The sequence below is a fragment of the Roseateles sp. T103 genome (genome assembly GCF_057219915.1).
Genome location: NZ_JBXVVS010000002.1, coordinates 37,982 through 50,554 on the forward strand (window position 1 = coordinate 37,982; position 12,573 = coordinate 50,554).

General features: G+C 69.2%; 13 protein-coding genes and 1 tRNA gene. All 14 read right to left on the reverse strand.

What is annotated here, in order from left to right:
- Positions 1 to 2: 2 nt before the first annotated feature.
- Complete coding sequence (locus tag AC2EBS_RS06635) at positions 3 to 1,037, reverse strand: hypothetical protein (protein ID WP_484727616.1); 1,035 nt, start codon at positions 1,035 to 1,037, stop codon at positions 3 to 5.
- A 199-nt stretch (positions 1,038 to 1,236) separates the two neighbouring features.
- Positions 1,237 to 1,821: a nitroreductase family protein gene (locus AC2EBS_RS06640; RefSeq protein WP_484727617.1), complete on the reverse strand. Its 585-nt coding sequence runs from the start codon at positions 1,819 to 1,821 to the stop codon at positions 1,237 to 1,239.
- A gap of 35 nt (positions 1,822 to 1,856) precedes the next feature.
- Positions 1,857 to 2,231: a DsrE family protein gene (locus AC2EBS_RS06645; RefSeq protein ID WP_484727618.1), complete on the reverse strand. Its 375-nt coding sequence runs from the start codon at positions 2,229 to 2,231 to the stop codon at positions 1,857 to 1,859.
- On the reverse strand, positions 2,228 to 2,665 hold the full coding sequence (locus tag AC2EBS_RS06650) for a glycine cleavage system protein H (RefSeq protein ID WP_484727619.1): 438 nt from the start codon (positions 2,663 to 2,665) through the stop codon (positions 2,228 to 2,230). Before AC2EBS_RS06650 ends, AC2EBS_RS06645 begins: the two co-directional genes overlap by 4 nt.
- Positions 2,666 to 2,800: 135 nt before the next feature.
- A tRNA-Sec gene (locus tag AC2EBS_RS06655) sits at positions 2,801 to 2,896 on the reverse strand.
- 40 nt (positions 2,897 to 2,936) lie between these two features.
- The gene (gene selB, locus AC2EBS_RS06660) at positions 2,937 to 4,967 is read right to left on the reverse strand and encodes a selenocysteine-specific translation elongation factor (protein WP_484727620.1); all 2,031 of its coding nucleotides are present in this window, start codon (positions 4,965 to 4,967) and stop codon (positions 2,937 to 2,939) included.
- Entirely contained in the window at positions 4,964 to 5,779 is an 816-nt protein-coding gene (phnE, locus tag AC2EBS_RS06665) for a phosphonate ABC transporter, permease protein PhnE (protein WP_484727621.1), read from the reverse strand. Before phnE ends, selB begins: the two co-directional genes overlap by 4 nt.
- A complete protein-coding gene (locus tag AC2EBS_RS06670; protein WP_484727622.1) occupies positions 5,776 to 6,609 on the reverse strand; it encodes a PhnE/PtxC family ABC transporter permease in 834 nt (277 codons plus the stop codon). The genes phnE and AC2EBS_RS06670 overlap by 4 nt, the downstream gene beginning before the upstream one ends.
- Positions 6,610 to 6,620: 11 nt before the next feature.
- Positions 6,621 to 7,463 (reverse strand): phosphonate ABC transporter ATP-binding protein, encoded by an 843-nt coding sequence (locus AC2EBS_RS06675; RefSeq protein ID WP_484727623.1) that lies wholly within the window; start codon positions 7,461 to 7,463, stop codon positions 6,621 to 6,623.
- Between the two features lie 4 nt (positions 7,464 to 7,467).
- Positions 7,468 to 8,343, reverse strand: a complete 876-nt coding sequence (locus AC2EBS_RS06680; RefSeq protein WP_484727624.1) for a putative selenate ABC transporter substrate-binding protein — start codon at positions 8,341 to 8,343, stop codon at positions 7,468 to 7,470.
- A 158-nt stretch (positions 8,344 to 8,501) separates the two neighbouring features.
- Positions 8,502 to 9,956, reverse strand: a complete 1,455-nt coding sequence (gene selA, locus AC2EBS_RS06685; protein WP_484727625.1) for an L-seryl-tRNA(Sec) selenium transferase — start codon at positions 9,954 to 9,956, stop codon at positions 8,502 to 8,504.
- Positions 9,956 to 10,999 carry a formate dehydrogenase accessory protein FdhE gene (fdhE, locus tag AC2EBS_RS06690; protein WP_484727626.1) on the reverse strand — a complete coding sequence of 348 codons (1,044 nt, stop codon included), beginning with the start codon at positions 10,997 to 10,999 and terminating at the stop codon, positions 9,956 to 9,958. Before fdhE ends, selA begins: the two co-directional genes overlap by 1 nt.
- Before the next feature lie 80 nt (positions 11,000 to 11,079).
- Complete coding sequence (locus AC2EBS_RS06695; RefSeq protein WP_484727627.1) at positions 11,080 to 11,697, reverse strand: formate dehydrogenase subunit gamma; 618 nt, start codon at positions 11,695 to 11,697, stop codon at positions 11,080 to 11,082.
- Positions 11,697 to 12,572, reverse strand: a complete 876-nt coding sequence (gene fdxH / locus AC2EBS_RS06700) for a formate dehydrogenase subunit beta (protein WP_484727628.1) — start codon at positions 12,570 to 12,572, stop codon at positions 11,697 to 11,699. Before fdxH ends, AC2EBS_RS06695 begins: the two co-directional genes overlap by 1 nt.
- Position 12,573: the final 1 nt, after the last annotated feature.

The window sequence follows — 12,573 nt, forward strand, 5'->3', positions numbered from 1 at the left end:
CTTCAGACGGTGGTGTCGCCAGTGCCGATTGAACCCTGCGAGTCATCGCCTACAGCCATCACACGGATGCCAGCGACCTGCTCACCCGAGACGTATGCCCGAACGTCAAGGCCCTTCCAAGTGATGGCGATGACGATTGGCTTGTCATTGTCAGCAGGCAATGCGCACTCGCACCCGAACATCGGCAGTGGAAGTCCGGTGGCTGCGAGCGCGAGACGCCCCCGTCGCGTTATCGCTATGGATAGGACGACGCCGGAAGACTCCAAAGGCGGAAAATTGACTGGCCGCTGCGTCTTGTCTAACCGGCTTGCTTCGATCATGAACATGACTTTGGCCTCGCGCCGTGGCTCCGCATTCGCTCTAGGTAAGTCGAGCTTGTGACTGAAGCGAACAGAGTGCAGCGGCTTCAGTGGAGGCGGCGAAGCCGGGGCACGGCGACGTACGTAGCCACGCGCGATCGCGGCTTGAATTGCTCGTTCGCCGACCTGAAGAGTCAATCGTGCGTCGCTGTCAAGAATCGCGAAATACGGCTGCAAGTCACCCACGAGGTGGTCATTGATTCTCGCCACGAGCTTCGAGATGCCATGAGCCTCGTGGGCTATACCAGCCCGATCAGCAAGTTCCTTGATGAGCTCTTCGTGCGTGACGCTTTCTCCGTCGATGAATATTGCCTCGTGAATCTTGATGTGCTCCCGCAGCGGCAGCCGCTGAAGCGGTACACGCTCATCGCCCGAACCATCAGGAGCGACAGGAGCAAACACCACCTCAAGGCCACGCGCAAGCGGATGGGAAGTATTGACCCTCCCCGGATAGCGAAGCTCAACGGTGTCATCGAACCCAACGGCATCGCACACTCGCCAAAGCAGTCCGTCGAGCCCGGCTGACGAGCAGATGAGCGCGCGCAACTTAGCTGACAACTCTCGGACGTAGGCCGCGTCTCCGCCGCTCAATCCGTGCAGTGATTGGGCGAGCAAGAACAGGTGATCTTCAAGCGCGCCGATCAGCTGGTCGTGAGTCTTTGGTACGAGCTTTGCCACTCGCACATGATAGATATGCCGATTTTCAGTTGGGGCGGCATGAAGGGCTGGCCGCCGCACCTCGTGTCGAGCGTCAGCTATCGACTGCCAGGCGCGATGGGCGCCTTTTGGCCGCTATCAGAGTTCGCCCCGCGTGTGAGAGTCAGCGCGCGACGCAGCCATGCCGAAATACGGGCTGCCAAAGACGGCCCGCCCCGCCCTACTCCTCACCCCACCACTGCAGCGCCGTCTCCACGCCGCCCTTGCGCGACGGGCCGCCAGGCTTCTTGGCCGGCGTGCCCAGCGCGATCCAGCCGAGCAGGCTTTCGCCGGGGCCGCAGAAGGCCGCAGCGATCGCCGGGTCGCGCACCTTGGCGCCGCTGAGCATCTTGCCGGCATAGCCCATCGCGTGCGCGGCAGCGAGGAACATCGCCAGCGCGCCGCCAACGGCGGCCCATTGCTCGTGTGCCGGCACCTGCGGATGGCCGAGGTCGATGCGCGCGACGACAGCGACGGTGACCGGCGGCTTCAGCGCCCGCTCGGCGTCCAGCGCGGCGCCGGCTTCGTCCTTGCCGGCCTCGCGCGCGGCCTGTGCGAAGAGCTCGGCCATGCGCTGCCGCGCCGCACCGCGCACGACCTTGAAACGCCAGGGCAGCAGCTCACCATGGTCCGGCGCGCGCAGCGCCGCCGCCACCATCAGAGTCAGCTCGTCGTCGCTGGGGCCAGGCTCCATCAGGTGCTTGGGGCCGACCGAGTAGCGGCCGAGCAGCTGCATCAGGTTCGCGTTCTCGCAGGGGTAGTCCATGGCAACTCGTTGGAAGACCAGGCTAGAAGACCAGGCTAAAAGACCAAAGTTCGCCAGGCCGGATCGGCCAGGCGGCTCATGAACTGCACCGCGCCGCCATGGCCGGCTACCGCGGGGATCAGGCCCTCGCGGCTCATGCCGTTGGCATGCAGCGCATCGGTGCAGGCGAGGAAGCGCACACCGTGCGACAGCGCCTGCTGCATGTGCTGCGCGATCGTCATCGCGTTGTGTTCGGAGGCGCGCAGGCCTTCGGCGACGCCGGGCTTGAGCAGCAGCACCGAACGCGCGCTGAAGTAGATCTCCACCTCCAGTTCCAGTGCCGCCGCCGCCGCCGCGTGGAAGAACGGCGTGGCCAGGCGCTGCGGCTCGCCCGGATCGGCGGCCCAGAGCAGGATGGCAAGGCCTGTCACTGCGGGTCCTGCAGCTTGTTCAGCCATGCGTATTTCTCCATCGCCTCGCGCGCGGCGCTACCGGCCAGCAGCGCCGCGCGCTCCTCGTCCAGCCGCTCCGGCCGCAGCTCGATCAGCCAGCCCTGGCCGTAGGGGTCCAGATGCACCAGCTCCGGCGTGGCCTCCAGCGCCGCGTTGACGCGCAGGACCTCGCCCGTCAGCGGCGACTTCACCGACACGATGCTCTTGGCCAGCTCCACCACCGCCATCGAGCGGCCCTGCTCGATGCGCGAGCCGGCCGCCTTGGGCCGGCACATATAGATCTCGCCCGAAGCCTTCAGCCCCAGCGCGGTAATGCCCAGCACCGCAGTGCCGTCCTTACGCAGCCGCGCCCAGGTCTGGTCCTCGACCCAGTACAGCAAGTCCTCGGGGAGTTCAGCGCCGGCGATCAGCATGACAGTGCGGTGCCCAAGGACATTCGAACGCCGTCGCGAGCGGGCTCAGATTGGCTCGAAGCGCGGAGCCGTACACCTGTACGGCGAGCACTGCAAAGCCGAGATGTGCCCGCGCAGTAGGCGAGCGAATGTTCGTGGCGGAGGGGAATGGGAGTCGAACCCACCCAGCGACGCATGGCGCCACCCACCGGGTTTGAAGCCCGGCCGACACACCGGTGTCGTCTCCCCTCCATGAACTCTCTTGTCGGCGCAGCAGCAGTAACGATCATCATCATGCCGCCTCCTGCGCCAGGAACAACTGGCAATCGCCGCGCAGCTTGTGCACATCGCCCACGCGGCGCAGCAGACCGATGCGGTCGAAGTACTCGAGGATCTGGATCGCACGCTTGCGGCCCAGGCCCGTGGCGTCGCGGAAGGCTGCGGCCAGCACCTCGCCGCCGTTCCGAGCGCCGACCTCGCGCGCGATGCCCGCCAGTGTCTTCATCTGCGGCTGCGCGTAGAACAGGTCTTTCACCACTTGATGGATCTCGCCCTGCTGCGCCAGGCGCGACAGCGTGGTGCGCATCAGCGCCTCGCTTTCTTGCGTGTCGCGCGCCAGGTCGCGCGCCCAAGCGCCCTCGAAGCGCGCCTCGGCGAGCAGCGGCGCCACCTTCTGCGCGATGCGCTGCTCGGTGGCCGAGAGACTCACGCCATGCGCGGCCAGATGCACGAAGGCGCCGCGCTGCGCGAGCAGGCCCTCGCTGCGCAGCCGCGCCAGCAGCGCGCGCCACAGCGGCTCGGGCAGGCGCGGCGCGGCCAGACGGCGCAGCCGCGCGGCATCGGGCCCCAGTTCGTCGGGCTGCCGCTGATGGAAATCGGCCAGCACCTGCAGCACGCGCGCCTGCAAGGGCTGCAAGGCGGTCTCGGCCAGGGTCCAGTCGGCATCGGCCTCGTGCGCGCTCAGCGCCAGGCCGCGGGCCGGCGTCAGCAGCGCCGGCAGCGCCTCGGCGCGCGCGAAACGGCGCAGGTCCAGGCCCTGCGGTGCGGCAACCAGCAGCGCCTGCAGGCGCTCGGCCGCGGTGGGCAGCTGCATTGCGGCCAGCTCGGCCAGGCGCTCGGGCGTGCGGCGGTAGCGGGTCGGCGCAAAGGGATCGAGCACCACGCCGCCGGCAATCGTGCGCGAGGCGCTGGCGTCGCGCAGCACGACGCGGTCGCCACGCCAGGCGCCGATGGGCTCGCGCAGCAGCAGCTGCACCAGCGCTTCCTCACCGGGTGGCAAGGCGGCCGATGCGGCATCGCCCTCGCCTGCGCCCTCCTTCAACAGCTGCAGCACCGCCACCGTGCCCATCAGCGCACGCGCGCCGATATGCACATGCACGGGCGCTCCGGAGCGCAGCGCCTTGGCCTCGCCGGGCCACAAGCGCAGCCGCACGTCGAGCCGGTCGGTGGCCAGCGCCACGTCCGGCGCCACCAGCCACTGGCCGCGCTCGATCTGATCCTTGTCCAGGCCCACCACATTGATCGCGCAGCGCTGGCCGGCCCAGGCCTCGTCTACCTTGCGGTTCTGCGCATGCAGGCTGCGCACGCGCGCCAGCGGCGCCGAGCCGCGCAGCGCCGGCGTCAGCGCCAGCTCATCGCCGATGCGCACGCTGCCGCTGTGCACCGTGCCGGTCACCACCGTGCCGACACCGTCCAGACTGAAGGCGCGGTCTATGGCCAGGCGGAAAGCCTGCTGCTCGCGGCCGCGCGGGCTGGCCTCGGCCTGCCGCACGGCCTCGGAAACGAGCAGCTCGCGCAGGGCCGGCATGCCTTCGCCGCTGACCGCGCTGACGGCCAGCACCGGCGCCTGCGCCAGGCCCGTGCCGTCGAGCAGCGCCGCGATGTCGTCGCGCAGCGCGTCTATGCGCTCGGCCGGCACGCGGTCGCACTTGGTGATCAGCACCGCGCCACGCGTCAGGCCCAGCAGGCTCAGCACCGCCAGATGCTCGCGCGTCTGCGGCATCACGCCATCGTCGGCAGCGACCAGCAGCAGCGCGTAGTCGATGCCGGTCGCGCCGGCCAGCATGGTGTGGACCAGGCGCTCGTGGCCGGGCACGTCGATGAAGCCAATGCGTTGCAAGCCTCGGCCGCCGGCGGCGTCCGCCCCCGCCGGGGGCTGCGGCGCGTCCGAGCCGGTGTCAGGCAGGTCGAGAAAGGCATAGCCCAGCTCGATGCTGATGCCGCGCTTCTTCTCCTCGGGCAGACGATCGGTGTCCACGCCGGTGAGTGCCCTCACCAGCGTGGTCTTGCCGTGGTCGATATGGCCTGCGGTGCCGACGATCATGGGTTGAGCGCGCGACGCGCGAAGTTGGACAGCAGATCGACCATGGCCACCAGCGCCAGCGTCGCGAGCAGGATGGTGCCGGTTTCACGCATATGGAACAGGCCCATGTGGAAGCTCAGCATCTGCCCCAGGCCGCCACCGCCGACCACGCCCAGCACCGCCGCGGCGCGGATATTGTTCTCCCAGCGGTACAGCGTGTAGGACAGCAGCTGCGGCAGCGCCACCGGCAAGGTGGCGTAAAGGAAGACCCGCCCGGCGCGAACGCCCTGGCTGCGCAGCGCGAAGGCGGGGCCGTCGGGTGCGTTCTCTATGCTTTCAGCAAACAGGCGCCCCAGCACCCCGCTGGTGTGCAGCGCCAGGGCCAGCGTGCCGGCCAGCGGGCCGAGGCCGGCCGAGATCAGCAGCAGCGCGGCCCACACCAGCTCGGGGATGGAACGCAGCACATTGAGCAGCCAGCGCGTCGGCCGGCGCCACAGGCTGCTCGCCTGGCCGCTCAACTGGCTGGCCGGCAAGGCCAGCAGCAGGCCCAGCAGCGCCGCCAGCAGCGTGCCCACCGCCGACATGGCCAGCGTCTCCAGCGTGGCGATCGCCAGGCGGCCTAGGAAGGCCGGCTCGCGCGCCGGATCGCTCAGCTCGCCCAGGAAGCGACCCATACGCTGCGCGGCATCCCAGGAAAACAGCCGGCCCCAGTCGACGCCGACTTCGGCGAAGCTGGCCGCACTCAGCAGGCCCAGGCCGACCAGCAGCAGCGGCAGGCTCCAGCGCCGCGGCGGCTGGGGCGGCAAGACGCGGGTGGCGGCGCTGCGGCTCATCCGATCACCTTGCGCAGATAGGCGCTCAGCCAGTCGGCCAGGGCCACCAGCAGCACGAAGGCCAGCAGGATGGTGGCCACCTCGCCGCCATTGAACATCTTCATCGAGGCGTCCAGCTGCTGCCCCAGCCCGCCCGCGCCGACGAAGCCGAGCACGGCCGAGGAGCGGATCGCGCATTCCCAGCGGTAGACGGTGTAGCTGGTCAGCTCGCTCGCATTGCCCGGCAGCAGCGCATAGAAGAAGGCTTGCAGACGCCCGCTGCCGTTGCGCAGCAGCGCGCGTGTGGGCTGCAGATCGCCGCTCTCCAGGATCTCGCCATAGACCTTGCCCAGCATGCCGGCGTAGGTCAGCGCAATGGCCAGCACGCCAGCAGCCGGCCCCAGGCCCAGCACGCGCACGAAGACCAGGGCCCAGACCAGCTCGGGCACGCTGCGCAACAGCACCAGCAGCAGACGCACGCCCTGGCGAAGCACTCGGGCCAGCGGATGCATAGGCCCGCTGACCGCCGAGATCGACAGCGCCGCGCTGGACAGCAGCGTCAGCGGCAGCGCCAGCAGCAGGGCCAGCACCATCGCGGCGGTGGCGATGGCCACGGTGCGCCAGGTCTCGCGCGCCACCATCGCCAGGAACTCGGGCGCGGTCGCTGGCGGCAGAAAGTCGGCCAGGAAGCGCAGCGTAACGCGCAGATTGTCGGGCTCGAACAGCAGCCAGGGCTTGAACTCCACCGCCACCAGCGCCGGCGCAAGCAGCAGCGCCGCGGCCACGGTCCAGAGGACGCGGCTGCGCCAGGCGGGGTCGCGGTAGCGATGAGGAGCCAGCGTCGCTTGCATCGGGCGGGGTCTCAGCAATGCGGCGCGACGATGCGCTCGGCCTCGATGGCCGCGTTGCGTGGTGGCAAGGCGCTGGCGCCCTGCAGCTCATGCTCATGGCTGGCGTAGAGCTCCGCGAGCAGCGCAGGCGTCACCTGGGCCGCGGGCAGGTCGAACACCAGCCTGCCCTCGCGCAGGCCCAGCACGCGCGGGAAATGCGCCAGCGCCAGATCCACCTGGTGCAGGCTGGCGACCAGCGTGACGCCACGCTCGGCGGCTTGCTGGGTGAGCGTGCGCAAGGCCAGCAATGCGCGCGTCGGGTCCAGCGCCGACAGCGGCTCGTCGATCAGCCACAGCGCGGCCGGCGCCAGCAGCGCGCGCGCCAGCCCGACACGCTGGCGCTCGCCGCCCGAGAGCCGGTCCACCCGCTCCCACAGCTTGTCGCCCAGCTCGAAGCGCTCCAGCGCTGCATGGGCCTGCTCGGCGCCGCGCGGCCTGATCAGCGAGGCCAGGCTGGCCCACAGGCCCATCGCCGGCAGTCGTGCCGCCAGCACCGCCGTCACCACGCGCTGGCGCGGCGGCAGGGGCGGCGTCTGCGGCGCCAGAAACAGGCGCCCGCGCAGACGCCGCAGCGCCGCAGCGCCAAGCGACCAGGGCTGCTGATCGTCGACCGTCAGTCGGCCCGATGTCGGCGGCAGGGCACAGGCCAGGGCATGCAGCAGCGTGGTCTTGCCGGCGCCCGAGGGGCCGATCACCGCCAGCTGCTCGCCCGGCCGGATGCGCAACTCGATGCCGGCCAGCGCGGGCGCCGCGCCCTCGCCTGCGGCCGGGTGGCGCAGCTGCAGCTGCTCGAGCGTGAGGGCAAGTCCGCTCATCGACTCACTTGATCAGGCCGGCGCTGCGACCCGCCGCCTCCAGGCCCTTGTAGTTCTCCGCCTTGGTCGGCACATAGCGCGTGGCACGCGCCAGGCCCAGCACTTCCTTGCCTTCGGGGTTGTCGCTGCTCAGCGCCAGCAGCGCCTTGGTGATGCGCTCGCGCTGCGCGGCGGGCATGTCGGCATGCACCGACCAGTTGTAGTTGAAGTAAGGCGGCGTCGTGTAGAAGACATCGACCTTGCTGGTGTCGACCTTGTTCTCGCTGACGAACTTGCGCCACACGGTGATGTCCAGCGCGGCCGCATCGACGCGGCCGCTGACCACCGAGGCGATGGTGGCGTCATGCGCCCCAGAGAAGGCCACGCGCTTGAAGTCGCGCTCGGGCTCGATGCCCGCTTCGAGCAGGAAGCTGCGCGGCATCAGATGGCCCGAGGTGCTGGACGCGGAGCCGAAGCTCACCTGCTTGCCCTTGAGGTCGGCCAGGCTCTTGATACCCGAGTCCTTCTGCGTGATGAACACCGAGCGGAACTGCGTGTCTTCCTCGCGCTGCGCCAGCGGGATCACCTTGTCGCCCGAGCGCAGCTTGGCCTGCACGAAGGTGAAGCCGCCGAACCAGACCAGATCGACCTGCTTGTTCACCAGGGCCTCGACCGCAGCGGGGTAGTCGCTCACCGGCACGAACTCGACCTTGCTGCCGAGACTGCGCTCCAGGTACTTGACCAAGGGGCCGAACTTGCGGATCTGCTCGGACGCCGCCTCCTCCGGGATGGTCGTGACCTTCAGCGTGGTCTGGGCTTGCGCGCCCGTGGCCACCGTGAGAGCCGCCATCGCGGACAGCAGGCACACCCGACGGGTGATGCGGTGAAAGAGGGGAATCATTGCAGGGTCCTTTCAGTGAGTGCAAGACGAACAGAGGGAGAGCGCGACTCGTGGCGGGCGCGGCAGGGGCGGCAGGGGCGGCAGGGGCGGCAGGGGCGGCAGGGGCGGCAGGGGCGGCAGGGGCGGCAGGGGCGGCAGCATAGCGTCATTGCTCCGCGCTAGCGCCATGCCTGCTGCAAGGTACCGAGCTGGGCCAACAGTGCCTGCTCCTGCCGCTGCTCCAGACAGCGCAGGTCCAGCCACAGCTGGTCCTCGGCAATGCGGCCGATCACCGGCAATGGCAAGGCGCGCAGCGCGGCGCTCAGCGCCTCAAGCGCCGTGCCGAGGCCTTTCTTGGCCATGCCGGCCGGCGCGATCGCCAGGCCCGCCGAGGGCAGGCGCTCGACCGGCAGCGAGCCCGAGCCGATCTGCCCCTGCATGGGCTTGATCGCCACCGTGTAGCGTGGCGCCAGCGCCTGCGTGACGAGGGGTGCGAGACGCTGCGCCTGCGCTTCGATCTCGGCCAGCGGGCGCGTCAGCAGGCGCAGCGTCGGCAAGTCCTGCGTGAGGCGCTCGGGGCGCAGGTACAGGCGCAGCGTCGCCTCGAGTGCCGCCATCGGCAGCTTGCTCATGCGCAACGCGCGCTTCATCGGGAACTTGCGGATGCGCTGCACGTAATCCTTGCTGCCGACGATCAGGCCGGCCTGCGGGCCGCCGAGCAGCTTGTCGCCGCTGAAGGTCACCACATCGCAGCCGGCGGCCAGCATCTCCTGCGGCAGCGGCTCCTTGGGCAGGCCCCATTGCGACAGGTCCACCAGCGCGCCACTGCCCAGGTCGGTCACCAGCGGCAGGCCCTTCGCATGGGCGATAGGCGCCAGCGTGGCCTCGTCGACCGCGGCGGTGAAGCCCTGCACCTGGTAGTTGCTGGTGTGCACCTTCATCAGCATCGCGGTGCGCTCGTTGATCGCGCTCTCGTAGTCGCGCGGATGGGTACGGTTGGTCGTGCCCACCTCCACCAGCGTGGCACCGGCGCTGGCCATCACATCGGGCATGCGGAATGCGCCGCCGATCTCGACCAGCTCGCCGCGCGAGACGATCACCTCCCTGCCCCGCCCCAAGGCCGCGATGCTCAGCAGCACCGCGGCGGCATTGTTGTTGACCACGGTCGCCGCCTCGGCGCCGGTGAGCTCGCACAGCAGGCCCTCGATCAGATCGTCGCGGTCGCCGCGGCCGCCGCTGGCCAGGTCGTATTCCAGGTTGTTGGGGCCAGCCATCAAAGCCAGCAGCTGCTGCAGTGCGCTGTCGGCCAGCAGAGCGCGGCCCAGGTTGGTGTGGATCACCGTGCCGGTGAGGTTGATCACCGCGCGCATATTGGCGCGCAGCCGCGCCGCGACGCGTGCCGCCAGCACCTGCTGCAGCCCCTCGGGCTGCACTTCGGCCAGGCTCAGGTCTTGCGTCAGCGCGCGGGCACGCATGCCGTCGAGCAGCGCGCGCGCCTCATTGGCGACCAGCGTGTGGCCATGCTCGGCCAGCAGCGCGGCATTGGCCGGCAGGCGCAGCAGTTTGTCGATCGAGGGCAGGTCCTTCGGTGCTGCCTTCGAGCCGTGAACCACGGACTCTTCGGGCGCAGCCATCAGGATCTCCCGGGCTCGTCGGGGGGCGTTGGCGGACTGGCCTCGTCGGGCTCGCCGAACAGCAGCATCAGGTCCACGCCATGGCGGCGCATGCCGGTGTCGGACACCAGCAGGTCCAGCGTGACGCTGGCCAGATCGTCGGCCACCGGATCGACGAAGGGGTCGCGCTCGGTGTGCATGATCTTGAGGTAGTGGCCGCAGTCGTCGCAGGTCTCGGCCTGCACCGCGCCGATGGCGGCGCCAGTGGCGGGCAGCTCATGGCCCTCGCCGGCCTGCAGCTGCTGGTAGGCCAGCGACTTGCCCGACAGGCAGTGCGGACACTGGATGCGCACCATATGCCATTCGCTGGCGCACAGCGAGCAGTGCAGGTAGCGCTGGCCGGCCACGTCGCCGACCTGACGCGTGATGCTGGCGGTCGGCCGGCTGCCGCAGCAGGGGCAGACGGTCTCGTCCTCGATGCGTGCGAAGGCCGGTTCGGTCTCGCTGCCGTAGCGCGCCTGCGTCTGCTGCACCAATGCCGCCCAGTAGCACTGCAGCGCGGCGGCGACGATGGGCGCCGCAGCCATGTCCAGGCCGAGCATCACGCCGGTGAGCAGGCAGTCGGCCTGGCGCTCCAGCCAGTCGGCATCGGCGCTCTGCAGCTGCGTGATCACGGCCCGTGCGCCCTCGGGCGCGCGCGGCTGCAGCCGGCGCGAGATGGCGCGCAGCAACTCGTGCCAGGCGGGGTCGCGCGGCCAGTCGGCAGCCGGCAGCGGCGGCCGGCCGTCGGCACGCGCGCCGGCAATCTGCGCGGCAGTCGGCAGTGGCAGCGCGGGCACCTCGGCCAGCGTGTCCTGCTGGGCCTGCGCCAGATCGGCCATGAAGATCAGGTAGTCGCGCATCGCATGGCCGGCAGCCAGCTGGCGCAGCCGCAGCGAGCGCTCGGCGAACAGGCGGCGCAGCTCGGGCAGGCGCAGATGCTGCAGCTCGCCACCGGCACGCGCCGCGATTTCTTCGGGCGACATCACCTTGATCGTCGCCTGGGCCGGCTGGCCAGATGCCATGCTGCTTGTCTCCATGTCTCTCTTCGAATTCGGGTCCGGCGGGCAGGCGTCTCGCCCAGCCCGCCGGACGGGCGGCAGTCTTACTTGCCGCGGGTTACTTCAGCATGCCACAAGGGATGGTTCTTCTTCGCCCAGGCCTCGCTCACCGTGCCACGCGTCATAGCGCGCACCGTGCCCTTGACCCAGATCGCCGCGTAGACGTGAACGATGGTGGTCAGCACCAGCACCACGGCCGCGATCGAATGCAGCAGCACGGCCGCACGGATCACGTCGATGGGGAAGTAGTGCGCGAACCACGGGCGCCAGAACATGAAGCCAGTCACCAGCAGCACGAACAGGCTGATGGCGAGCAGCCAGAACACCATCTTCTGCCCGTAGTTGTACTTGCCCACCGGCGGCAGCCCCTCCTTGTTGCCCTTGAGCATCTCGCCCATCTTCGCCTTCCAGGCCTTGTCGCCGTCGTTGAAGGCGTTGTCGGCCTTCAGACGGAAGAACAGGCCCAGGAAGCTCAGCACCATCAGCACCCCGAGGAAGGGATGCAGGATGCGCGCCCAGGAGCCGCCGCCGAAGAGGTGGGACAGGAAGAACAGGCTGGGGTGGAAGAAGGCCAGGCCCGAGAGCCCTGCCAGCACGAAGAGCAGCGCCACCATCCAATGGTTCATGCGCTCGCTGTCGTTGTAGCGTTGCAGGTACTTCATCACGAAGCCTCCTTTTCACCGGACTTCTCTTCCTCGACCGGACCCACCTTCATGTAGTGGAAGAAGCCGGCCACCACCGCGCCGACCATGCCGGCCACCGCAAGCGGCTTGGCGATGCCCTTCCACAGCGAGACCATCGGGCTGATGCTCGGATTGGCAGGCAGGTCTTCCAGCTCGGGCTTGTCGGCATGCTTGAGCACATACATGACGTGCGTGCCACCGACGCCCTGCGGGTTGTATAGGCCCGCGTTCTTGAACCCGCGCTCCTGCAGCTCGCCCGCACGCTTCTCGCCGTAGGCCACCATGTCCTCCTTGGTGCCGAAGCCGATCGCGCCGGTCGGACAGGTCTTCACGCAAGCCGGCTCCAGACCGACGCTGACGCGGTCCGAGCACAGCGTGCATTTGTAGGCCTTGTTGTCCTTCTTGCTGATGCGGGGCACATCGAAGGGGCAGCCGGCGACGCAGTAACCGCAGCCGATGCAGTTCTCGGAGATGAAGTCGACGATGCCGTTGCTGTACTTGACGATGGCGCCGGGGGCCGGGCAGGCCTTCAGGCATCCGGGTTCGTCGCAGTGCATGCAGCCGTCCTTGCGGATCAGCCATTCGAGGCTGCCCCCGTCGGGCTCGACCTCGAAGAACTTCATCACCGTCCACGAACTCGGCGTGAGGTCCGAGGGGTTGTCGTAGACGCCGATGTTGTCGCCGATCTCGTCGCGCAGGTCGTTCCAGTTCATGCACGCGACCTGGCAGGCCTTGCAGCCTATGCACTTGGACTCGTCGATGAGCTTGGCGACCTCGGGCGTCGAGCGCACCTGGGGCGTTGCTGTGGTTGTGGCCGAACGGGCGACCACGTCTTGGCTTTGTAGGCTGGACATG